This is a genomic window from Streptomyces sp. NPDC002566 (assembly GCF_042889585.1).
Lineage (GTDB): Bacteria > Actinomycetota > Actinomycetes > Streptomycetales > Streptomycetaceae > Streptomyces.
In genome coordinates, this window is sequence record NZ_JBIARD010000003.1 from 682906 (window position 1) to 705738 (window position 22833).

The 22833-nt window shown below is 71.0% G+C and carries 22 protein-coding genes and 1 pseudogene; 12 read left to right on the forward strand and 11 right to left on the reverse strand.

Translation table 11 applies throughout. The features are described 5' to 3' along the window. Positions 1 to 73: 73 nt before the first annotated feature. Entirely contained in the window at positions 74 to 1114 is a 1041-nt protein-coding gene (locus ACFYXA_RS15890; protein WP_389032894.1) for a rod shape-determining protein, read from the forward strand. A 31-nt stretch (positions 1115 to 1145) separates the two neighbouring features. On the opposite strand, the gene ACFYXA_RS15895 is transcribed toward ACFYXA_RS15890, so the two are convergent. The 4 genes and pseudogenes from ACFYXA_RS15895 to ACFYXA_RS15910 all read right to left on the reverse strand — a co-directional run. Continuing rightward, on the reverse strand, positions 1146 to 1604 hold the full coding sequence (locus ACFYXA_RS15895) for a MarR family winged helix-turn-helix transcriptional regulator (RefSeq protein ID WP_389032897.1): 459 nt from the start codon (positions 1602 to 1604) through the stop codon (positions 1146 to 1148). A gap of 133 nt (positions 1605 to 1737) precedes the next feature. Further along, positions 1738 to 2244 carry a hypothetical protein gene (locus ACFYXA_RS15900; protein ID WP_389032900.1) on the reverse strand — a complete coding sequence of 169 codons (507 nt, stop codon included), beginning with the start codon at positions 2242 to 2244 and terminating at the stop codon, positions 1738 to 1740. A gap of 140 nt (positions 2245 to 2384) precedes the next feature. Further along, a complete protein-coding gene (locus ACFYXA_RS15905; protein ID WP_389032903.1) occupies positions 2385 to 3116 on the reverse strand; it encodes a hypothetical protein in 732 nt (243 codons plus the stop codon). Positions 3117 to 3127: 11 nt separating this feature from the next. After that, positions 3128 to 3515 (reverse strand): annotated as a pseudogene (locus ACFYXA_RS15910) (transposase); the annotation flags it as partial. 509 nt (positions 3516 to 4024) lie between these two features. Between ACFYXA_RS15910 and ACFYXA_RS15915 the strand changes: the two are divergent. After that, positions 4025 to 4606, forward strand: coding sequence for a hypothetical protein (locus tag ACFYXA_RS15915; protein WP_389032906.1), 582 nt, complete (start codon positions 4025 to 4027; stop codon positions 4604 to 4606). A 21-nt stretch (positions 4607 to 4627) separates the two neighbouring features. Here ACFYXA_RS15915 and ACFYXA_RS15920 read toward each other — a convergent pair whose 3' ends face one another. The 3 genes from ACFYXA_RS15920 to ACFYXA_RS15930 form a co-directional block, all read right to left on the reverse strand. Next, complete coding sequence (locus ACFYXA_RS15920) at positions 4628 to 4870, reverse strand: hypothetical protein (protein WP_389032909.1); 243 nt, start codon at positions 4868 to 4870, stop codon at positions 4628 to 4630. 344 nt (positions 4871 to 5214) lie between these two features. Beyond that, complete coding sequence (locus tag ACFYXA_RS15925) at positions 5215 to 6894, reverse strand: MFS transporter (protein ID WP_389032912.1); 1680 nt, start codon at positions 6892 to 6894, stop codon at positions 5215 to 5217. A 621-nt stretch (positions 6895 to 7515) separates the two neighbouring features. Then, positions 7516 to 8136 carry a TetR/AcrR family transcriptional regulator gene (locus tag ACFYXA_RS15930; RefSeq protein WP_389032915.1) on the reverse strand — a complete coding sequence of 207 codons (621 nt, stop codon included), beginning with the start codon at positions 8134 to 8136 and terminating at the stop codon, positions 7516 to 7518. A gap of 341 nt (positions 8137 to 8477) precedes the next feature. Between ACFYXA_RS15930 and ACFYXA_RS15935 the strand changes: the two genes are divergently transcribed. From ACFYXA_RS15935 to ACFYXA_RS15955, 5 genes are all read left to right on the forward strand, one after another. Continuing rightward, a complete protein-coding gene (locus ACFYXA_RS15935) occupies positions 8478 to 9563 on the forward strand; it encodes a glycoside hydrolase family 5 protein (RefSeq protein WP_389032918.1) in 1086 nt (361 codons plus the stop codon). 166 nt (positions 9564 to 9729) lie between these two features. After that, entirely contained in the window at positions 9730 to 10017 is a 288-nt protein-coding gene (locus ACFYXA_RS15940; RefSeq protein WP_130436918.1) for a DUF4190 domain-containing protein, read from the forward strand. A gap of 87 nt (positions 10018 to 10104) precedes the next feature. Then, a complete protein-coding gene (locus tag ACFYXA_RS15945) occupies positions 10105 to 11922 on the forward strand; it encodes a protein kinase (protein WP_389032922.1) in 1818 nt (605 codons plus the stop codon). 144 nt (positions 11923 to 12066) lie between these two features. After that, positions 12067 to 12309 (forward strand): DUF6411 family protein, encoded by a 243-nt coding sequence (locus ACFYXA_RS15950; RefSeq protein WP_352245005.1) that lies wholly within the window; start codon positions 12067 to 12069, stop codon positions 12307 to 12309. An 18-nt stretch (positions 12310 to 12327) separates the two neighbouring features. Then, on the forward strand, positions 12328 to 13293 hold the full coding sequence (locus tag ACFYXA_RS15955) for a YihY/virulence factor BrkB family protein (protein ID WP_389032926.1): 966 nt from the start codon (positions 12328 to 12330) through the stop codon (positions 13291 to 13293). 60 nt (positions 13294 to 13353) lie between these two features. Here ACFYXA_RS15955 and ACFYXA_RS15960 read toward each other — a convergent pair whose 3' ends face one another. The 3 genes from ACFYXA_RS15960 to ACFYXA_RS15970 all read right to left on the reverse strand — a co-directional run bounded on the left by ACFYXA_RS15960 (position 13354) and on the right by ACFYXA_RS15970 (position 15114). Continuing rightward, positions 13354 to 13713 carry a hypothetical protein gene (locus tag ACFYXA_RS15960; RefSeq protein WP_352245007.1) on the reverse strand — a complete coding sequence of 120 codons (360 nt, stop codon included), beginning with the start codon at positions 13711 to 13713 and terminating at the stop codon, positions 13354 to 13356. A gap of 157 nt (positions 13714 to 13870) precedes the next feature. Further along, positions 13871 to 14479: a hypothetical protein gene (locus tag ACFYXA_RS15965; RefSeq protein WP_389032930.1), complete on the reverse strand. Its 609-nt coding sequence runs from the start codon at positions 14477 to 14479 to the stop codon at positions 13871 to 13873. 245 nt (positions 14480 to 14724) lie between these two features. After that, complete coding sequence (locus ACFYXA_RS15970) at positions 14725 to 15114, reverse strand: VOC family protein (RefSeq protein ID WP_389032933.1); 390 nt, start codon at positions 15112 to 15114, stop codon at positions 14725 to 14727. A 130-nt stretch (positions 15115 to 15244) separates the two neighbouring features. Between ACFYXA_RS15970 and ACFYXA_RS15975 the strand changes: the two genes are divergently transcribed. From ACFYXA_RS15975 to ACFYXA_RS15995, 5 genes are all read left to right on the forward strand, one after another. Beyond that, positions 15245 to 16123 (forward strand): LysR family transcriptional regulator, encoded by an 879-nt coding sequence (locus ACFYXA_RS15975; protein WP_389032936.1) that lies wholly within the window; start codon positions 15245 to 15247, stop codon positions 16121 to 16123. 666 nt (positions 16124 to 16789) lie between these two features. Further along, a complete protein-coding gene (locus tag ACFYXA_RS15980) occupies positions 16790 to 17770 on the forward strand; it encodes a polyphosphate kinase 2 family protein (RefSeq protein ID WP_389032939.1) in 981 nt (326 codons plus the stop codon). A 331-nt stretch (positions 17771 to 18101) separates the two neighbouring features. After that, positions 18102 to 19331: a CHAT domain-containing protein gene (locus ACFYXA_RS15985; RefSeq protein ID WP_352245012.1), complete on the forward strand. Its 1230-nt coding sequence runs from the start codon at positions 18102 to 18104 to the stop codon at positions 19329 to 19331. A 12-nt stretch (positions 19332 to 19343) separates the two neighbouring features. Next, positions 19344 to 19850, forward strand: coding sequence for a hypothetical protein (locus ACFYXA_RS15990; protein WP_389032943.1), 507 nt, complete (start codon positions 19344 to 19346; stop codon positions 19848 to 19850). A 3-nt stretch (positions 19851 to 19853) separates the two neighbouring features. Continuing rightward, complete coding sequence (locus ACFYXA_RS15995; RefSeq protein WP_389032946.1) at positions 19854 to 21380, forward strand: hypothetical protein; 1527 nt, start codon at positions 19854 to 19856, stop codon at positions 21378 to 21380. Here ACFYXA_RS15995 and ACFYXA_RS16000 read toward each other — a convergent pair. Then, complete coding sequence (locus ACFYXA_RS16000; RefSeq protein WP_389032949.1) at positions 21330 to 22808, reverse strand: hypothetical protein; 1479 nt, start codon at positions 22806 to 22808, stop codon at positions 21330 to 21332. The genes ACFYXA_RS15995 and ACFYXA_RS16000 overlap by 51 nt on opposite strands. Positions 22809 to 22833 lie beyond the last annotated feature (25 nt).

Genomic DNA, 22833 nt, shown 5'->3' on the forward strand with positions numbered 1-22833 from the left:
GCCCGGCGGCCCACGCACGAAGGCCCGCCGGCCCCGGCGGCCGCCATGGTCTGCGCTCTCGGGAGGACCCGCCATGACCGCCAGTCTGGAGCACTTGCGCCGCTGCCACTTCGCAGTCGACCTGGGCGCGGCCCGCACCCGAGTGTGGGTGAAGGGGGCCGGGCTCGTCGTCGACCAGCCGTCCGCCGCGGCCGTGAACACCCGCACCGGCGCGCTGATCGCGGTCGGGGATTTCGCCGAGAAGATGACGGGCCGCACCCCGCACTACATCCGTGTCGTGCGCCCGGTGTCCGGCGGCACGGTCATCGACATCGAGATGGCGCAGCGCATGCTGCGGCACCTGATCGGCGACAAGCTGCGCCGGCAACTGCGCCGCAGGCCCTTCCTGCGGGCCGCCGCCTGCACCCCGCACGACGCCGGCCCACTCGCCCAGCGCGCGACCGTCGAGACGCTCGTCGGCCTCGGCGCCCGCCGGGTGGAGCTGGTGGACACACTGATCGCCGCCGCCGTCGGCTGCGGGCTGCCCGTGGAGCAGCCGGAAGCCACCATGATCATGGTGTGCGGGGCGGCCGCCACGCAGGTCGCGGTCCTCTCCCTGGGCTCGCTCGTCACCGCCGAGCGGATCCCGGTCGGCGGGGAGGCCGTGGACCACGCGATCGTCCAGCACCTGCGGCACGAACACGAGTTGATGCTGCCGAGCCAGTCCGTACGGCCGCTTCAGCTCGCCCTGTCCGGCAACGGTCTCACCGCGCACGGACCGGCCCGCACGGAGATCCACGGCCGCGACGTCGCCACCGGACTCGCCCGCACCGTCCAGGTCGACACCGCGGCCGTACGGGACGCGATCGAGACGCCGCTGACGGCGGTCCTCGACGGCATCGGCCGGGTGCTCCGCGAATGCCCGCCGGACCTGGTCGCCGACCTCGCGGACCGCGGCATCATGATGGTCGGCGGCTCGGCGCTGCTCCCCGGCTTCGACCAGATGCTCCGCCGCGCCACCGGAATGCCGGTCCACATCGCCGAACAGCCCGACATCTGCGCGGCCCAGGGCCTGGGCGCAATGCTGGAGGGCAGAATCGCCCCCTTGACCCTGGCCCCACTGGCAACCGACTGAACCAGACGGGACGCCTGCCGGCTCCGTACACCTAGTGGTGCCAAGCCCGGCCGCCCGTGTTGTGGATGAACCGCTGCAACACCTTGAGGGTGATCAGGTACTCCTCGTCGGAGACACCCGCATGCCGTTCCGCCCAGAGCTCGCGCTGCAGGGCCGCGGCCTTGTCGTAGAGCGCCCTGCCCTCGGCCGTGAGGCCCAGGCGTCCCTCGGCGTCCTCGGTGATCCAGCCCTGGGCGATGATCGTGTCGATCTCCGACTCCATGGTTTCCGAGCCGACGTCGAGATAGTTCCCAAGGAGTCGGGACACTTCATCCCGGGTCTTCACGGTGTCGGCGCTCGCCAATTGGGCGAGAACCCACCACTGCGGCTGGGTGGTACCGATCCCGGCGAGGGCGGCCCGGGTACGGGCGACGACGGCCTTGTAGGCCGCCCAACTCCAGTAGCCGATGGGCTGCTTGATCAGGTCGGCATCGCTGTGCGAGTACTCCATGGCCGGAATCCCTGTCGTCGGTCGGAGTCGGTTCGACAAGACCGACCGTAGGAACTCAACTGAACTTGAGGTCAAGGGCGATCCGGCCAACTCGCCGACCGGATCGTCGCACTAGACGGCGTGAGACTCCGCGCTAGAGGTTCGCAACCAGATAGACCCAAGCAGTTTCGCTCGTGTCCTCCACGATGAGGACATCCTTGCTGGTTTCGGGCCCCGATTCCGGGATGGGGATCATAGCGCCGAACACTTCGTCCGACTTCTCGATGTGCCAGCCGGATTCCCGCAACTCATGGGAACTGACCGGGCTCCATCCTTTCGTCAGATCCGAGGCGCTTCCGCCCAAATCCGTCATCCACCCCCTGGCGGCCTCGTCCGGCAGACGCATCCGCACATACAGTGTCCCGCCTGATCGCGGCACAACCTCTCGGTAGTGAACCGAGGTTGCCTCTCCCGGCAAGGAAACGCCGTACTTTCGCAAGAGGTTGACGGACGGCGTGCCCGCCTGATCCGGGGAGATCGAAGTGGTGCTCGTCGGTTCCTCGAATCCAGGCCCGCACGCCGAAAGCACCGCAAGCAGCACGACCGCCACGCCCGCCGAACGCCCGGCACGTCGCATCGCCAGCCCTGGTCGATAGCTCATGGCATGCCTCTCATCTCCTGCGCGAATCCCGTCGTACGGAGATGTGCCACCTCCTCGTATGCCTCGCCAGAGTTCCCTAACTGACCGTTTCAGAATGAGCTGGACGTGGGATGCGGCATTACGCCTGCTCGTAAGAGCAGTCACAGGACTTCATCCCAGACGTCACCGCCGTCAGCCCAGGTCCACAGCCATTTCCGTAGTGAGGCGGTCGCATGGCGAAGGCCGTCATGAGGGCCTTCCCCGAAGGTGTAACCGTCGGTGTCGTAGAGAAGCACTGGGTTGTCGACTGCGCTCAATGAGACATGCCATTCCATCGTGCAGCCGCCGTAGGTGAGAAAGAGCCACGATGGCGGCATGCCCTCTGACAGGTTGCGTTCATGGACGCCGGCCGCGCACGGCCAGTCGCGCACGTGCCCTGGGGTCCGGTTGCCGTCGGTCAGGGAGGCAAGCCCGCCATCGGGTCCGAATCCTCCGTCGGCGACCTCGGTGTAGAGGCGCCGAAGCAGCTCGGGAAGACGGCGTCCGATTCTGTGCTCTGCCTTCTCGACGTCTGACAGGGAGATCGGAGGGAACAGCGGCCCACGAGGGGCGTCGGCGTAGTAGTCGGTCGCCTCCTCCGTCTCGGCCTTGAGCTCAACCGTCCCGTCACTGCCATACGAAACTATGTCGTCTCGTATCCGCTCCAATCGGGGCTTGCCATAACGCTCGATGATCCACGCGACAGGGACGTCCGCGCGGTCGAATCGCAGGCCCGGATCCCATGCGCGAGCCTGCAGAGCTTTGATCAACGCGTCGTCGTCCGCCTCTTGCCTGGTCTCCGGGCTGGGCCCATGGCGGAGTGGCGCAGGTACGCCGTGAGGAGAAGAGGTCACGCGTCAGGAGCCTACTGCTGCACGTCGACCGCCTTCAGAAGCCGTCGGAGGCAGATGATCCCGCAGACGAGTTCGAGCATGCCTTGATGGAGGTCGGCGCGTCGCTCGTAGCGGGCGCAGAGTCGTTTGAACTGGTGGAGCCAGGCGAAGGTACGCTCGACCACCCACCGGACCTTGCCCCGTCCGGAGCCGTGGGCGACACCGCGTCGGGCGATCACGGGTTTGATGCCACGCTTCCACAGCAGCCGGCGGTACTTGTCGAAGTCGTAGGCCCGGTCCGCGTACAGTCGCCGAGGCTTGCGGCGAGGGCGTCCCCGCAGAACCCCGAATGGATGGGACCGCGTCCAACAAGGGCAGGGGCTGGGTGACATCGTGCCGGTCGCCGCCGGTGAGCGTGACTATCGGCAGGTTCGGATATTCGACTGTACGGAATAGCGTGCGTGAGATCACCGCGGGACAGTCGAACGACGCAGGGGCGGTGCCTTGTTCTGGCATCAATAGACTCCTCTCGTCAGCGCTCACGTTCGGGTGCTGCAGCCGAAAGCAGGGGGGATGTGGTGTCGACGGTCGACGCGCAGAGGGTCTGGAAGCCGTCCGTAGCGGAACTCTGGGCGGGACGACGCCCTCTGTGGTGGACCGTTGGCCCGACGGGGGAGCTGGCTGTTCTGCTCGTCCATCGGCAGTTCCTACACCGAAGCCGTTACGTGAAGGGGTGGGTGGGCTGGGGCCCGCAGGTCCCATTCGATGCGGTGCTCGTGATTCGCCAGGCTGACGGGTCGCTTCAACGGCGACCGATCAAGGACGTCCCGGTCAGGCCGAGCCACATCGCTCTCCTCCCGGAGGCCCGACTTCTCGTCGCAGGCGGTCGAGCGGGCAAGGAGGAGTCGGGAGCTTGGAGCCCGAACGCCGTGGTGTTCTCGCTGGAAAGTGGTGACCAAGAGGCCACCTTCTGCATCGGCGACGACATCCCTGCTCTGGTGACCGATCGCGGGGGATCGATCTGGACGGCTTACGGAGACGAAGGCATCTACGGAGGGCATCCGGAGTCTGCAGCCGGTCTTGCCGGCTGGAGTGCCGATGGTCGGGCAACCTGGGCTCCGGGAGGTCGCCTTCCTGACGTGCCTTTGGAGGGATGCACCGCTGCCACCGAGGAGGACCGGGTCTGGCTGGTCTGGTATTCCGGCAGTCGGCGGGGAGGCACGTTCTTGACGCGGATCACCCCGTCGACCGGTGAGGTGACCAGTTGGCCCAGCCCCGTACGTGACCCGGACGGGTTCGCCGTGCGCGACCATCGAGCGGTCTTGACCAAGCGCGTTCACAACCAGCGGTCAACCGAAGTGGTGCGAGCCGAGCTGGATAGTGATACCTGGGGTGTGACCGAGCGACGCAAGATTCGAGTGCCCGGACGGGTGGTCATGCGCTGCGGTCAGGGTCGCGACGGTCTTCTATGGCTTCGCGCTGGCGACACGTGGCTTCGCATCGAAGCCTGATAGCGGCCGATAGCGGGCAGCTCACGATCGACGGGCCACCTCGGCTGCGTCCGTCACCAGCTTCCACCGGATGACGGCGGTGACGACCTCTCGCCTGCCGAGTGCGCATCGATTCTGAAACGGCTGGAGGCGATCACCGACCAGTGGGCAGGCGAGGACAGCGACCAGCTCCTCCAGCAGCACATGGAGGACGCCCGCCAACTGGCCGACGTCCTGCGGCTGTGCGTAGAGAAGGACGTCCCGCTCGCCTTCCTCTGACCCCACCGACCACGAGTACATCTGGCCCCGCACGTCCCGGCCCCGACCAGTCGGCTCCTCCTTGTCGTGAACGCGATCGCAGTGGCGGTAAGGCGCAAGTCCACGCCTTGATTGACCTCGGGGGTACGTTGCCGTGTTCCCCGACAGGGTCGGCACGGGCAAAGACGTCGGCCAGCCGAAGGTGAGCGAACCGTTCCTGCCGCCCAAGTGGATAAGACCGCCGCCCTTGCCCCGCCGGCGAACCGTCCCTTTTTCGCCCAGTAGCGGCCCTGGGCTGCAATTCGGCACCGAACTTCCGCCGCAGCACATGGCCACGGAGGTCTTTCCTCCAACGCTGGTAGTCGATATACCTAGCGCCGCCGCGTCGACCCGGCCGGGGTCGTCTCGGCCTCGTTCGGCTCGGCCCGGTTCGCGGGATCCACGTTGTCTGCGGCGGCCTCGCCGGTGGTTTCACTCGCGTCCGGTGCCGGGCGAGCCGCGGCCGTTGCGCGGTGGCCGGGCAGTACGGCCAGGACGATCAGGGTGCCGGCGGCCATGATGACGCCGCCGATCAGGCTGGTCTGGGCGACGCCGTGGGCGAAGGCCTGGTGGACGGCGTCCGCGAGGGCCTGGGCCTGGCGGGGGCCGCCGGAGGGGTCCTGGGCGATCCTCTGGGCGACCGCGAGACCGCCGCCGACCGAGTCCTGCGCCGCCTGCAGCGCCGCCGCCGGGAGCCTGCCTCCGACGAGGTCGGTCAGTTCGTCCCGGTAGGCCGTGCCGAGCAGCGAGCCCAGTACGGCGATGCCGAGCGAGCCGCCGAGTTCCAGCGCGGTGTCGTTCGCGCCGCCGCCGACGCCGAGTTCGCTCTCCGGGAAGGAGCCCATGATGGTGTCCGTCGCCGGGGACACGCTCAGCCCGATGGCGAAGCCCAGCAGCAGCATCGGCGCCAGGAAGTCGGTGTACGCGGAGCCCGTGTCGATCCGGGTGAGCAGCAGGACGCCGACGGTGCCGATGACCATGCCGGAGCCGACCATCGCCTTCACACCCAGCTTCGGCGTCAGCCGCCCGGTGGCGACGGCTCCGGCGAAGACAGCACCGGCCAGCGGCAGCAGCCGGACGCCGGTCTCCAGGGCGTCGTAGCCGAGGACGAACTGCAGGAACTGCGTCGAGTAGTAGATCGCGCCGAAGGTGCCGAAGAAGAAGAACAGCACGGCGAGCATCGAGCCGCTGAAGGGACGCTGTGCGAACCTGCGCACGTCCAGCATGGGCCGCGGGTGGCGCAACTCCCAGGCCACGAAGGCCGCGAGACCCACGCCGGCGACGACCGCGGCGGTGACCGGGCCGACGCCCCAGCCGAAGTGCGGGCCCTCGATGGTCGCGTAGACGAGGGAGCCGACGGAGACGATGGACAGCAGGCCGCCGACATAGTCGATACGGCCCATGCCGGCCGCCTTGGACGGCGGGACCAGCGTCAGCGCGCCCAGCACGGCGACCACGGCGATCGGCACGTTGATCAGGAAGGTCGATCCCCAGGCGTGGTCCTTCAGCAGCCAGCCCGCGACGAGCGGTCCCACGGCGATGGCGAGACCGGAGGTCGCCGTCCAGGCGGTGATGGCCCTGGCCCGCTCCTCGCGGGGGAAGATCGCCACGAGCAGGGACAGCGTCGCCGGCATCACCACGGCCGCGCCGACGCCCATGACGGCGCGGGCCGCTATGACCAGCTCCGTGCGGTCCACCAGGCTGCCCATGACCGACCCGCCGGCGAACAGCACGAGCCCCGTGACCAGCGCGCCCCGGCGGCTGTACTTGTCGCCGATCGCCCCCAGCACCAGCATCAGCGCGGCGTACGGGACGGTGTAGCCGTCGATGACCCACTGCAGGTCGCTGCTGCTCAGGCCCAGGTCGGCGGTCATCGCGGGGGCGGCCACGATCAGCGAGGTGTTCGCCATGACCACGATCAGCAGGCTCAGGCAGAGCACGAGCAGGGCCCACCAGCGGCGGGGGTACGGGTGGGTCGTCTTCTCTTCGGGTGTGCCGGCGAGGGAGGGCATGAGGTGCTCCTAGCGAACGAGTTAATTGCCCATCGGTGTGCAGCTTAGGTTCTTGCTCACTCATGTGCAAATAAGGCCGACTCGAGCTTCCGTGGCCATGACCCGTGTGCCCCACCCGGCCCCGGACACCCCGCTCGACAACGGACGGCCGGGCGAGGCGACGGTGACACCTGGGGGTCTCAACACCCCGCCGCGCGAGCGGAGATGGGAGAAGAGGAGGTGGAGACGGGTGTCGGGTGTCGGGTGTCGGGTGTCGGGTGTCGGGTGTCGGGTGTCGGGTGTCGGGTGTCGGGTGTCGGGTGGGCAGGAGTGATGGACACCGGGCGGGGGGCGTGCGCCGGTGCGTGGAAGGCGGTGACGCCTCAGGGCGTGTGCAGGTGCGTGGAAGGCGGTGACGCCTCAGGGCGTGCGCCGGTGCGTGGGGGGGGTGACGCCTCAGGGGGTGCGCCGGTGCGTGGGGGGGGTGACGCCTCAGAGGGTGCGCCGGTGCGTGGGGGGGGTGACGCCTCAGGGGGTGCGCCAGGAAGGTCAGGGAACCGCCGGCGCAGGGACCCGCCCGACAAGGGCCCCGCCCGGCAAGGGCACCCGGCGTCACATCAACCGGCAGCGCCCGCCCTCGTGCTACGCGGAGACGACCTCCGCCACCACCCTCGCCGCCCGCTCCTCCGGCACCCCCGCCGCCACCAGCGTCGCCACCGCGAGGCGGGTGCCGTCGTCCTCCCAGGCGCCCGTGTTGACCTGCTCCAGCAGGGCGACGCTCATCGCCTCCAGGCCCGCGCTCAGCACGGGTGCCGGGAGGTGCGCCGGGAAGACGCCGTCCCGCTGGCCGCGCTCCAGGACGGCGGTGACCTCGTCGCGGGCCACCGCGAGGATCTCCGCCACCCGCTCCGCGCCCAGGTCGCGCCGGGCGAGCGCCAGGAGCATCCGGTAGCGGTCGCCCACCGGCCACATCGAGAACGCGAAGTACGCCAGCGCCCGGTCGGCGGGCTCGGTCGGCCGTGACGCCGCCGCCACCGTGCTCCGCAGGGTCTCGGCGGCCTCCTCCGCGAGCGCCTCCAGCAGCGCGGCCCGCCCGGGGAAGTGCCCGAACAGGGTCCGCCGTACGACGCCGGCGGCCTTCGCGAGTTCTTCCAGGGTGACGTCCGGATCGCGGCCGAGCTCCCGGCGGGCGGTGGCGAGAATGCGCGCCCGGTTGGACCGCGCGTTGCTCCGCAACGGCTCGCGGGCCACGGACTTCGACACGAGAAACCCCGGGTGGATCGATGGATCGACAAATCGGCGGGTCCATTCTGGCACTCCCGCGCCGGACACTGCCGGGGCGGATGTTACGTGCGGGAAACCTTGACGATCACCCGGGCGGGTGCCACGATTCCGGCGCCGCGATGTTTACGTAAACATCCGGCCCCCGCATCGCAATGTTCACGTAAACATGCCGGATCTGTCCGCTCCCCCACGGCCAGCTTCCCCCACTCCGTGCCCCTCGGCTCCAGATCCGCCCGCTCTCCCCGCTCCCGAATACGCCCCCCTCCCCCTCCCCCTCCCCCTCCCCCTCCCCCAGCCCCAGCTCCCGGAAGGCCCAGCTGATGCGCACTCCCCCCGCGGTTCGTCCCACCCCCACCCCCGCCGCCCCCTCCCGCGCTCCGCGTACCAGAGCCGCCCTCGTCGCCGTCGCCCTGGCCGCGGTCGGCGGCAGCGTGCTCGCCGGCGCGCCCGCCTCCGCCGCCGCCCGGCCCGCCCAGGACACCACCCAGTTCAAGGGCGTCAACTGGGCCGACCCCCGGGACAACTTCGCCGACGACCTGCTCCAGCTCTCCGGCCTGTCGACGACCGACACCTACCGTCAGACCTACGCCAAGGCGACCCGCGTCATCGCCGCGTTCCGCGCCAACCTGGGCGCCAACACCGTGCGGCTGCCGATCAACCCGTACACGGTGAACGGCGCGTACTGGAAGTCGTACCGCGGTGTCATCGACGCGGCGTCCGACCAGGGCTTCAAGGTGATCGTGTCCTACTGGGAGGGCACCGGCCCCCGCAAGGACGGCTTCATCGACGACGAGGCGACGTACTGGCCGATGTGGAAGACCGTCGTCAAGGAGTACAAGGACGACAATCGCGTCTACTTCGAGCCGATGAACGAGCCGCACGGCTACACCGACGCCCAGTGGGCGGACATCGCCGCGAAGTGGCTCGACACCTACAAGTCCGTGCCGCGCAACCGGGTGTTCGTCAGCGGCGCCGGCTACAACGACCACGTCACCACCGTCTGCGCCGACCCGCGCCTCAAGGGCACCTACCTGTCGCTGCACCACTACGGCTTCTGGAAGGACTACGCCACCTACGACCAGTGGGTGGCCGACCTCAAGGTGCGCATCGGCGACTGCGCGAACCGCACGGTCGCGGACGAGTTCGGGGCCCCGATGACCACCGGCCTGAACTACAACAAGGCCACCCCGGACGACAATTACGTCAACTTCATCCAGGCCGTCACCGACACCTTCCGCGAGCTGAAGATGGGCTCCGTCTACTGGCCGGGCCTGCGCACCGACGACATCTACTCGATCCAGAAGCTGGTCGGCCCCCCGTCGCGCCCCTGGCTGGAGACCACCAACCAGTCCGGCGCCGACCGGCTCGCCTGGGCGTGGGGAGGCGGCAAGCCCGTCGGCAAGTAGCCGCACCCGCGCTCCCGGAGGGCGCGCGGCTCCAGCGCTCGACCAAAGCACGTGATCTGACGGTGCGTTGACATGGCCCGGCACCAAAGGGGCATTCGGAGCGTCAGCGAAAAGTAAATACAGCGCGGCCGGTTCGGGCCGCGCCACCGTCAATCGGGAGTATGCAATGTCGAGTTACGGAAGTTCCTCCACCGCGTCCTCCGGATCGCGCACCAACGGCATGGCGATCGCGAGCCTGTGCTGCGGCATCGTCGGCCTGTTCCTGCTCAACATCGTCCTGGGCCCGCTGGCCATCGTCTTCGGCTCGGTCGCCATGCGGCAGGCCGGCACGCGCAACGGCGCCGGGATGGCGAAGGCCGGCATCGTCCTGGGCGTCGTCGACGTGGTCCTCTGGCTGGTGCTGCTGGCCGTCGCCGCCAGCAACGGCGGATTCAGCTGGTACGTGGGCGGCTGACGCCGGCGCCGGCGCTGGGTTAGCCTCGTCACCTTCAGAGCGAACTGGCGTACGGCGCACATCACTTCGGGTCACTTCGGGGGTTCCGTGTCAGAACGACGGCCGGCGCCGCCGGAACCGGCGACGGTCGAGGCCGCCGCCCTGCGAGAGACCGGCGCCTCCCCCCTGCGCGTCGGCGACCCCGCCGAGGTGGGCCCCTTCGTTCCGCTGGCCCTGCTCGGCAGCGGCGGCATGGGACGGGTCTATCTGGCCCGTCCCCTGGACGACAGCCCCGGCCTGGTGGCCGTGAAGGTGATCAGGCCGGAGTACGCCGAGGACGTCAGGTTCCGGCGCCGGTTCGAGCGCGAGGCCTCGGTGCACGCACGGCTGCGCACCCCGCACACGCCGAGGCTGTGCGGCACGGGTTTCCGCGACGAACTGTTGTGGATGGCCACCGAGTACGTCCCCGGGCCCGACCTCGCGGACGTCGTGCGCGAGCACGGCGCCCTCGCCCCTGCGACGGTCTGGCGGCTGACCGCCGAGCTGGGGCGCGCGCTCGCCGACCTCGCCGCCGCCGGGATCGTGCACCGGGATCTGAAACCGTCCAACGTGCTGCTGTCCGTCCGCGGCGCGCATGTGATCGACTTCGGCATCTCCAGGGCCGTGGACGCGAGTTCGATCACCGGCACGGGCAACCGGGTGGGCACCCCCGCCTACATGTCCCCGGAACACCTCAGGACGGGCCGGTCGGACACCGCGTCGGACGTGTTCTCCCTGGCCGGGACCCTGGTCTACGCGGCGGCCGGGCACGCCCCGTTCGGCGACGGCACGGGCGTCGACGTGATGCACCGGGTGGCGTTCGAGGAGCCGGACCCGAAGCTGATCGGCGCCATCGCCTCGGCGGACGCGGCGCTCGGCGCGCTGCTGACCGCGTGCCTGGCCAAGGAGCCCGAGCGGCGCCCCACTCCGCGGCAACTGGTCGAGGCGGCCGCAGCGCACACCGGTGCGCCGGACTGGCCCGAGCCGCTGGCCGGCCGGGTGCTCGCCCGGCAGCGCGCCTACGAGACGCTGCACCGCCTCGCCGCCGAACGGCGGACCGGCCTCCACCGGACGGCTCCCGCCACCGCCGCCGCGACGGTGACGCCGGCGAGCACACCGGCCGTACCGGAGGACCGGGAAGCCGCCCGGCAGGACGCACCGCGGGCACAGACGCCCGCCGCGCCCGCGCCCCGCTTACGCCCGGCGGGCGCCCCCGCCTGGACACGGCGGAAGCCGTTACTGGCCACGGCCGTCGGCGTCACGCTGTGCGTCGTGGCCACGGGAGCCTTCGTCCTCACCCGCCAGGACGCCTCCACCACCGCCCATCGCCCGGGATCGGGCCCGTCCGCCTCCTCACGCTCCTCCGATTCCTCCGGTTCCTCCGGGACCGTCGTCGACAAGGCCCCCGCCTCTCCGCGGGCCGTTCCGTCGCCCGGGGTGTCCGCCGAGGGCGCGGCCCGCGGGAACGCGGGCGGCCCCGCTGGGCCCGGCGCCGCGCCGCCCGTGAGCTCCGTCCCCGCCGGCGACGACCGCCCTGCGGATCCCTCCGCCCCTGCCGGCCGGCCGGGCGCTTCCGCCGAGCCGAGCGGCTCCGCCGAGCCCTCCCCGAGCAGCACCGCCCCCGGGCCGACGGCTCCGCCCTGGATCTCCGACTGCACCCACTACGCGGGCAAGAAGCGCACCGGCCGGGGGGACAGCGGCAAACGCGTGGTCCAAGTGCAGTGCATGCTCATCCGGCGCGGCTACGACGTCGGCGGCGACGGCACGGACGGCGTCTTCGGCCCCGGCACGGAGAGCGCGGTGCGCGGCTTCCAGGGCGACCGGGGACTGGAGGCCGACGGCGTCGTGGGCCGCGAGACCTGGGGCGCGCTCCGCGACACGGTGTGACGCGGACGGGAGCGGCACCCCGAGTTCTTCCAGGCGGCCGGAGTCCTTAGGGGTCCTTAGAGGTCCTCAGGGGTCCTTAGGTGCGAGGAGACGGGGCACACGTGTCGGTGACCGTGCAATCCCCTCGTACGAAGGAGCCGACTCATGGTGGTCGCCGTCGTCATCGGCGTCTGTGTGGTCCTGGCCGTGCTGGCCTTCCTCGTCCCGCGCCTGTCGCGCCACCCCGAGCGCGGCACGCAGCGCTCCCTCGGCCTCGGCGCGCGCGCCGGCGGCAAGGCGCCGGGTGTCCTGGGCAAACTGTTCAGCAAGCCGTTCCACAGCAGCTCCCGCGCGGTGAGCCGCAGCGGGTCGGCCGGTCGCCGCGCGCGCGGCCGCATGCCGTTCTAGGAACCGGACGGGGGCGGTATGGGGACCGTTGTGCATGTCCCGCAGACGCGGGACATGATCGGGGAGGAACTCTCCGGTGACGAGGCGCTCACCGCCCTCCGGCGCTACGGCGGCCGCCGGCTGCTGCTGGACGCGTTCGCTCGCTTCCGTTACGCCGACGGCTTCAGCAGCTCCCGCTCGCTCGCGTTCCAAGTGGTCCTGGGCATGGTGCCGTTCACCATCGCGCTGGTCGGCGTGGCGACCGCCGCGCACACCGAGAGCGTGGGCCGGATCGTCGAACTCACCCTCGGCCGGATCGTCCCGGGCGCGAGCTCCCGGCTGGTCGAGGAGGCGCTCGGCACCGCCGCGCACAGCGCCGGCTCGGGCGTCGGCAGCGCCGTCGCGATGTGGCTGGGGCTGGGCTTCGCCCTGCTGAACCTGGCCTCGGCGATGGGGCAGGTGGAGCGGGGCGCGAACCGTATCTACGGCATCGAGCGCGACCGTCCGCTCCTCGCCAAGTACGGCCGCTCCCTGCTGCTTTCACTGGCCGCGGGCATGCCGACGGTCGCCGGTTTCCTGGTCCTCGTCGCGGGGGACGCCGTCGGGAACGCGGTCGTCGAGGCGCTCCGGCTGTCGCGTTCCCACCTCGACTGGTGGGGTGCGCTGAGGGTCCCGCTCGGTGTGCTGCTCGCCTGGGTCGGCTCCGCGGTGATCTTCCGCTGGGCCCCGCGCCGGGACCAACCCGGTTACACGTGGCTGGCGTTCGGCTCGGCGGTGCATCTGGTGCTCTGGGTCGCGGCCACCTGGCTGCTGGCGCTGTACGTCGCGGAGAGCGGGGCGTTCGGCGCGGTGTACGGGCCGCTGACGGCCTTCGTCGCACTGCTGCTGTGGGCCAACCTGACGGGTGTGGCCCTGTTCCTCGGCATCGCGTTCGCCGCCCAACTGGAGGCGGCCCGCGCCGGGATCGCCGAGGCCGTGCATCCCGACCCGGGCCCCGGCGACTGAGGGGCGTACGGCGGCGCCCGCCGACTGCGCTGACGGGAACCGCCGTTGCCGCCGCTGTCCTCACCCGGCCGAGTCGCGTATCTCCGTGCGGTGGTCGTAGTATGCCCACGCCGTCACCGCCACCACGGCGGTCAGCCCGGCCGCCACGGCCCTCAGGGTCCCGCTGGTCGTGTAGGCGACGAGGCCGGTGAGCACCCCTCCGCCGATCATGATCACGCGGCTGACGAGCCGGTGCCGCGGCGACTGCGGCTCCTCGCGGTCCTTGAGGTCGTGCAGCGCGTCGCGCGCCGGATGCCGGGAGCCGCGCCGGGCGCGTGCCCGGTAGTCCAAGCCGTAACTGATCAGCGCGTAGAGCGCGATGGCGGCCAGCCCCCAGAGCAGGCTGCCGCTGTCGTCGCCCGATCCCCGTGCCAGATTCACGAGACCTCCTCATCCGCGACCCGTCTACCCGCCCCCCGCGGCCCCAGACCTCACCTCACGCGCCCGCGCACGATGTAAAAGGGGCACCTTGCCGCCGACGAAACGGGGACGACGACCTGGTCAGCCACCAGACGCCACCCTGCGCCCTCGCCTCCGCTCAGGTGCCGAGGTCGCCGGGACGCCCCAGGATCGGCTTCCCCGTACGCGGAAGGCCGGGGCGAGGAGAGCCGACATCTCCGTCCAGGCGAGCGGGGGCCGCCCATCCGAATCCTCGACGGACAGTCGCCAGCAGGGAGTCGACCTCTTCCTGCCGGCTCTTGAGGACGCCTTCGGCCAGCATGCCGGTCAGTGCGCCGAGGCCGGGAACGCCGTGCCCGGCCACCACGTGCAGGGCGAGATTCTCCAAGTGATGGCCTGTATAGCCCCAGGCCTTCAGCTCGTGACGGGCGGCGGGGAGGTCCTCGTCCGACGCCAGGGGCTCTCCGGCGTCTCGGAGTGGGCCGGGGTCGCCCTCGGGATATGCGAACCGCCACACGCCGGAGCGCAGGCGGACGGCCAGGCGCACGCAGTCGTCAATCAGGCGGTCGCGATCCGGGCCTTCCTCGGCCACCGTGCGGTCGTCGGCGGCGCCGGACGGACTGGACGGACTGGACGGATCGGGCGGACTGGACGGACCGGTCTGACGGGGCTGACTGCTCGGCGGGGAGCCGAGGCAGCGCATGAGGCCTTCGACGGCCTCCTCCAGCCGGCCCCGCGCACGCTTCACGACGATGCGCCGCCGGCCTCTTTGCGGAGGACGCCGGCCGGACTCGACCCGCGTCGGCTCGTCGCGGCGGGCTTTGCGCGCGTCTCGGGCGGCACGCAGAAGTTCCAGAGCGGCGTTGTCGAGATCACGCGCGGTGCACGTGGGTCCGTTCGGCACAGGCATCCCCCCGCACACCGACCGATTCGGCCTCAAGGGTGGCAGAGGACCGGGGCGGGCGCCAGAGCGAGGCCTGTCGTGTCCGCCTTTCAGGCCTCCGGCGGGTACCAGCGCAGTTCGACGGTGTTGCCGTCCGGGTCCTGGACGTAGAGGGAGATCGCGGTGCCCCGGGCGCCGAAGCGCTTGCCGGGGCCGTCGAGCACGGTGAAGACGCCGGAGTCGATGACGTCCTGCCAGTCGAGCGGCTCGACGACCAGGCAGATGTGATCGACGTTGAGGCCCTCCGCCTGCCCGGCCGGCGCCTCGACCAGGTCGATGATCGTCGTGGGGCTCACCCGCACGGACGGGAACGGGGCCTTGCCGTCCCGCCACTCATCCACCCGCACCGGCTCCAGGCCGAGAGGGCCGGTGTAGAAGGCGAGCGAGCGCTCGATGTCCGCGACGTTGAGGACGAGATGGTCGAAGGCGATCACGCGCATGGGGGTCTCCTCAGGGGGTCCGGTCGCCGCCGGGCTCGGGCGGCGCCTCCTGCTTCGAGCATCCCCGGGCAGGCATCCATGAGTCCAACGCATGTTTGTCATGCGATTCATCGCGTTCCACGATGGATCCATGGATCTCCAGCAGATGCGCTACGTCCTCGCGGTGGCGGAGACCGCCAACTTCACCCGCGCCGCCGAGCGGTGCCACGTCGTCCAGTCCGCGCTCAGCCACCAAGTGGCCCGGCTGGAAAAGGAGTTGGGGGCCAGGCTGTTCGAGCGGACCAGCCGCCGGGTGCGGCTGACCCCCGCCGGGGAGGCGTTCCTGCCCGCCGCCCGCCAGGCCCTGGAGGCGGCCGAGCGGGCCCGGGCGGAGGTGGCGGCGGCCACCGGCGAGATACGCGGCAGGCTGACCGTCGGGTCGATCCCCACCGTGGCGGCCGTCGACCTGCCGGATGTGATCCGGAACTACCGCCGGCGCTACCCGCACGTCCGGTTCAGTCTTCGGGCGGGCTCCAGCGAGCGACTCGTCGAGCAGGTACGCGAAGGCGCACTGGACGCGGCGTTCCTCGGCGTACAGCCCGGGTTCGTCCCACGGGGCGTCCACGACAGGGAACTCGGCCAGGGCCGGCATGTCGCGGTGGTCGCCCCGGACCACCCGCTGGCCTCGCACGACGAGGTGGACCTGCGCCTCCTCGCCGACGAGGTGTTCGTGGACTTCGCCGACGGCAGCGCCGCCCGTGCCCAGTCGGACCGGGCGTTCGCGGCGGCGGGCCTGCGGCGCGAGGTCGCGTTCGAGGTGTCCGGCGTCGAGCTGATGGTCCGGATGGTCCGCCACGGCCTGGGCATCGCCCTGCTGCCCGCGACCTTCACCCCCGAACTGCACGGCCTGCACTGCGTACCGATCACCGACGGCCCGATCCGGGTGGAACGCCTCATCTGGAGCCACTCCACCCCACCCCCGGCGGCCGCAGCGTTCCTCTCCCTGCTGGGTGTGCGCGGGGACGAGTAGAGGTCCCGGCATCCGGGCAGAGGGCCGATCCGGAACTCCGGACGACTGCCACACAACCGCCACGGCGGGGGCGACGTCGCCTCCAGCCCCGGCGGCACCCGCTACCGGATCGTCAATCGCGGCACCGGCACCCCCCTCGACGGCAGCGGCAGCAGCACGGCCGGCTCGAGTCGCATGCCCCAGGTCCGGCGGCCACGTGCCGTCGGCCACCGGCGCTCGCATGCTCCGGCATTCCGAGGAGGCGATCTTGTTCGGTCGACCCGAGAATGAGGGGAAGCAGCCGTTCGCCGACGACAGCACCTGAGCGGGTGACGCGTGCGGTCCGGAGGTCTTCGTGCCGGCGTCGGGCGACGCCGGCAGCCGCTCCCCCGGCCGGGCGGAAACACCGGGCCGGTCTATCCGCCGGATCCGCCGGCATCCGGCTCGGGGCAGGAGGCCCCGGCCGTCCGCGACAGGGCGGCGCGGCGGAGTCCCGCCTGCTCGGTGCGCGGTCGACGGGGCGGCCGTCGAGCCCGCGGCCGGAACCGCATACGGCTCTTTCCGCCGGGCGAAGGTCAGGGCCCGCATCCCGATTCCGGTCGATCGCCGGGCCCGCGGGGCCTCCGGTTCGGTCTCCGGCGGCACGCCGCCTGCTTGTGACGACGACGGGAGAGGAACTGATGGGTGATGTCGGACGACAGAGCCGAACGCATCGCGGGCTTCATCGAGGCGTTGAGGGTGACCCCGGGGTCGAAGGTTCGGCTGGACCGTGACTTCGACCCCCGCCACAAGGCCGGCCTGAAGAAGCGGGATGCGGCCGGACTGCTCAGGACCGGGGTGGACCTGCTGGCGGAGTACCAGGAACGGCTGGCGGCCCAGAACACGTACGGCGTGCTGCTGTGCCTGCAGGCGCTCGACGCCGGTGGCAAGGACGGGACGATCCGCCATGTGATGAGCGGCGTCAATCCGCAGGGCGTGCGAGTGAGCAGCTTCAAGGTGCCCTCCGACGAGGAGCTGGGCCACGACTACCTGTGGCGTTACGCGCAACGGCTTCCCGCGCGCGGCGAGATCGCCATCTTCAACCGCTCCCACTACGAGGAGGTGCTCGTCGTACGCGTCCACCCCGAACTCCTCGCCCGGCAGAGACTGCCCGAGAGCGCACGCGGACCGGGCGTGTGGAAGCGGCGGTACCGGGAGATCAACGACTGGGAACGTCATCTCGAGGACAGCGGGTTCAAGGTGGTGAAGATCCTCCTGAACCTGTCGAAGGAGGAGCAGCGCGTCCGCTTCCTCAAGCGGATCGACCTGCCGGAGAAGAACTGGAAGTTCTCCGCCGCCGACATCCGGGAGCGCCGGCACTGGGACGACTACCAGAGGGCGTTCTCCAAGATGCTGTCGGCCACGAGTACGCAGTGGGCGCCCTGGTACGTGGTCCCGGCGGACCGGAAGTGGTTCGCGCGGCTCTGCACGGCGGCGATCCTCGTGCACACCCTGATGGACATCGACCCGCAGTACCCGCAGCTGCCGGAGGCCGACCGGAAGGAGCTGCTCGTCGCCAAACGGGACCTGGAACGGGAGGCGCCCGTCGGCCTGCCGGCCGATCCGTACACGGCCCGGCACTCGTCGGCACGGGACGAGCGGACGCCCGGGAGGCGGGCGGGGAAGTAGCGTCGGTCGGCGGTGTCCTGCGGGCAACGCACGATCCCCCGCGGACTCAACTAGGGATCGGCATAGCGCCGTTGAACCCGCGAGTGCGTCCCCAACGCGTCCCGAGTGGGATCTGCTGGCCCGAAGCTGTGCGCTGCGACCCGCTGTGCACGGGTTCGGTACAAACGCCGAGCCGGCGATTTCGTGCTCCTCGCCTGCGCTCCCGTCTTCACGAGACCTGTTGATCCGGAGAAGTGCCCGCATGACGGGCCGAGCGTCGGAATGATGGGGAGACGCGTTCCGCGGTCGGGTGCGCGCGTTCCGTCGAGTGAACGACGTGGGGGGCACGGACGTGACCGAAGCAGGGGGCAGGATGCTCTTGGCGGAGTACTTCCTGACCGACAGTCAGGCCGTCATCATGATCGCTGGTCCTGACGATTCGGAACCCGAACTGGTGACCGTGCCGCACACGCTGGCCCAGGTGCGGGCTCTTGTGGCTGAGCTCACCGGGACACTCGAGTCGGCGCCCCGGCGGGCAGAGGCGCTGGAGCGGGCCACGGAGCTGCTGGCCGATCCCCTGCTCGCCGACCTGGTTGAGCCGGTCGCCGACCGGCTGGCCCCGGGCGACCGGGTCTGGCTGGTCCCGCACGACGCCCTGCACCGGGTCCCGCTGCACGCTGTCGGCTCCGGGCTGGCAGGGCATTCCGTCGCCTACGCACCGAGCGCCTCAGTACTGCGGCACTGCCGGAACAACCGGGGCGGCGGGCGGCGGCGGGCCCTGGTCGTCGCCGACCCGCCCGGCGGGCCCGAGCTGACGGTCGGTCCCGCGCAGGCGGAACTGCTCACCGGCCTGTTCAAGACCGAGACCCTTACCGGCAAGGACGCCGTCAGCGGCGCGCTGGTCCGCCAAGTCAGCTCGGCCGACATCCTCCACGTCAGCGCGCACGGTGTCTTCGACGCGACCGCTCCGATGCGCTCGGGCGTGATACTCGCCGACGGGTTGTTCACGGCCGAGCGTTTCCTCAAGCTCAAGCTGTCCGGGACCCTTGTCGTGCTGGCGGCGTGCCGAACAGGCGTCGCTGCGGTCCGGCCGGGCGACGAGCTGCTCGGCCTCGTCCGCTCGGTGCTGCATGCGGGTGCACCCGCCGTCCTGGTCAGCCTTTGGACAGTCGACGAGCTGGCGACCACGATCCTGTTCGGTCACTTCTACGAGCGTCTGGCTTCGGGCGAGCACGCCATCGACGCGCTCCGCTCAGCCCAGGACCGGCTCCGGGTGACAACCGCGGGAGATGTTCTGTCCTACCTCGCGTCGGTAGCGCCGCTGGTGACCAGCCGGGCTGCGGCCCGGCTCCGGGTCGCCGAGGCCCGGATCCGCCTGATGGCCGCCGACTTCGCCGGGGCAGTCGCCGCCTGTGAAACAGCTCTCAAGACGATCCACGAGCCCACCGCACGGAGGAACGCACAGACGATCAGGCAGCGGGCGTTGCTGCACGACGGCCAGGCGTCGCCGAACCTCGACCGTCCTGTCTACGCCCATCCGTACTACTGGGCCGCTTTCGTGCTCATCGGCGACTGGCACTAGGAAAGGAACGGCATGAGGACCGCGGCGGAGCTCATGGCCACCGACTGCAGGACGACGACGGTGGAGCAGGCCCCCGGCAGCGCGGACGAGACAGTCGTCGTGCTCGACGACGCGGGACGTCCCCGCTGGGTGGTGGGTCCCGCCGGCTACGGCATCGCTGTCGAGATCAGTCCTGACACCCCCGTCAGCGGACTCTCCGCGCTGCCCGGCGTACTCGAACTGATCAACGACGGCCTGCCGGCCGTGCTCATCGTCGAGGAGGAACGACTGATCGGTCTGCTGGACGCCTCGCTGATCAAGGCCGAGCTCTTGCGGGCCCTGGAGGCGGACGGCGACGCCATCGGCACAGTCCTGGACGGTGATTGGCAGCTGTACGGGGCACCCGTGGCGCCGGTCGGGCTCGTCCGGGTCAGGTGCCAGGTCTGCGGAACCGTCGCCGAAGTGGACGAGTTCCCGATTTCCGAGGTTCCGTGTCCTGGTGATCCGGGTCATCTGCTCGTCGATTCCCGGACGGGATGACGGATGGGCGGGCTCATCGACGGCGTCATCGCTTTTCTCGACCGGCGGCAGCTCACATCGGTGTGGATGCCGTTGACGGCGTTCCTCGCCGCGCTGGCCACGGTCGCCGCAGCGGGGGTGGGTTGGGGAAGGGCGCTGACCCGGTGGAACGGGCTCGCCGGGGAGACCCGGATTCTCGTCGTTCTCGGGCTTGTGCTGGTCACCGTGCTGGCGGGGCAGCTCCTTACCGTCGCGCGCCCCGGCCTGGTCCACTGCTACGCGGGCCACTGGCCGGATCTGCGCGTGCTGCGTCCGCTGCGTGCGGCACTGCTCGCCCGTCATCTCGCCGCGCAGCGTGCCCGCGCGGGAAACCCGGAGCTGTTCCTCACATATCCGCGCACGGCACGGCGGACCCTGCCGACCCGGCTCGGCAACGTACTGCGCGCCGCCGAGGAGCACGGCGACCGGTACGGGCTGGACGCGATGACCGTGTGGCCGCGGCTCTACACCGTTCTGCCGGATCCTTTCCTCGTGTCGTTCGCCCAGGCCGCGACGGCCATGCAGACGGGGGTGATGGTCAGCTTCCTGGGCGCGGCGTTCACTGTCGCGGGCGGGACGCTGGCCGTTCTGGTCCTGCCGGGTGCCGGGGCCGCGTGCTGCGTCTGGGGCGGCGCCCTGGTCGCGGTCCTCGGCTATCGCGCGGCGGTCCGGGCCGCCGGGCCCTACGCCCAGCTCATCCGTGCCGCCTTCGACGTACACCGGTTCCTGCTGATCGAGGCGATGCGGCTGCGCCTGCCCACCAGCCCTGCCCAGGAACGCGCCCAATGGGAGCAGCTCACCAAGCTCTGGTACCGAGGCGCTCCCGATTACGACCGGATCTCGGCCCTCCGCTACCCGACACCCCCTGAGTCTTCGTCCGAACCCACCCCGGGCGACCTGGTACCCGTCCCGGCCGATCCGGCAACCGCCTCGCCGCCGGACCCGGATCCCGCCGGGCTCCCTTCCGGCCCACCTGCCCCGTCCGGTCCCGATCCCGAGGCCAGACCCGTCGCGCCAAGCGCGGCGCTTGCAGGACGGGCGAGACCGGTTCGATCGCTGCTGGCGGCCGCGATCACCCTCGCCGGAGTGGCCGCGGCGGGCATGGGGCCGCAACGGGGGACCGACGAGGAGATCCACGCGACGCGTGATCTTCCAGCGTTCCATGTACTGGCTCCGGCCGACCTGAAAGGTGAGCGAGCGGGACGGCTCAGCGGGCGCTACACCGTCAAACCGGTGGGGAAGGGCGCGTCGCTGCGGCCGTCCGAGCTCGGCCCCCCGCTCGGGACGGCGCTGGCAGGCCGGCTGGCTCTGACGGTGTCGGTCGACGCCCAACGTGTGCGTCGCGGGCAGGCCGTGAGCCTCCGGACCCCGAAAGGTACCTTCGGCGGACTGATCGCGCTGGAAGTGCCGGCCAAGAACTCCCTCATCGTCGCCGTGCCCTCCACCGATCTCGACGCGTTGTCACGCGGCCTCGACGCGGGACCGGTCCGTTTGGTGCTGCCGGTCAGCTGACAGGGCGCTGAGGCCGTCGCGGACCCGGTCGTCCAGTGAGTCCCAGGCGGGCTCCGGCAGATCGGACGGGATGCGCGCGCGTTCCCGCCGAGCGTCCTCGCAACGCCCGAGCCCGCGCTCCAGCACATCGGCCGTCGCGGCACGGCACGCGGCCTCCTCCGCGCGCAGACCGAGCGCCTTGTAGCGGAGGGTGGCCTCACGCCACCCACGCAAGGCGTCGTCCCATGCCTCGGCAAAGGTCAGCACCAGCGCCTTCGCAAGGACGAGTTCGGCCTCCACCGTCGACCGGGCCCGCGCCAGCGATTGCCGCGTTTCCGCGGGGACACGGGGAGTGACTTCCTCGTCCACCAGCGTGAGCGCCTGGGTGGCCAGCGCGGTCCAGCGCAGCGCCGCCAGACCGGTCAGCGGCTGTCTCAGCACCGGGTCCTTGTTGACGATCGAGCTCTGGCCCGGCACGAAACCGCCGCGCGCCGCGTGGACGGCCATACCGAGATACCGTCGCACGAGCCGGAAATCCGTCGTACCGGGCGAGCGCAGAAACCCGTCGTACAGCCACGGGCCCAGGAAGCTCATCCGACGCTCCGACTCCTCCTGGATCATGAACGCCGTGAAACGGTCGACGATCCGGCCCGGCGCCGGCCGGTCGACGCAGCACACGACGGCCGTCTCGGCCAGCAACAGCGGCAGCAGAGCGACCGCCGTTCCCGGCGCGGGGTGGAACACCGCGACCGCCCAGAACGGGAACAGCCAAAGGACAGTCATGGCCCGCAGCCGCCCGGGCCGGACCAGGCGGGCTACGGACACGACCCCGCAGATCAGCGCGCCGCCGAGCCAGCCCGTGAGAAGCCCGCTCTGCGACCACCGGGAGACGAACCAGCCGCCCGCAGGTCCGGCCGCCGACAGTGCCGCCACCGCGTTGCCGAACGTCATGATGATCCGGTGGCTGCGAACCCCCCAGCGATGCTCGTGCTCCACGGCCTTGTCGAGCAGCGTCATCTGTGTGGCGAGCGCCGCGGCGCACGCCACGAGGACCAGGCCGCCACGGTCCTGCCCGGCCACGGCGACCATCGGCGCAATGACGGTGAGCAGCATGGCACCGGCCCAGAAGCGGTCGACCGGCAACAGCGGCCGGATGTACGGGCCGAAGCGGGAGATCCGGACGAGTGCCGCCTCAGGGGATCGCCACCGCTCCGGCAGAAGATGCGACAGGCGTATCCCGTAGCCGACCAGCACGGGCAGCGCGGCCCAGGCCAGTGGCTCCGGGCCGGAACCCAGGAGGACGCCCGCGACCGCCACGCCGCACGCCGCCTCCGGCCAGCCGACCAGCCCCAGGGCCAGGCCGAGCGCGGCAAGCGCCGGCCCAGACAGGTCGCGCCCCAGCCACACGAGAGACACTCCTGCGACAACGTGCACCAGGGAACCGGCCATCAGACGTACGTCACGGCCGGCGGGA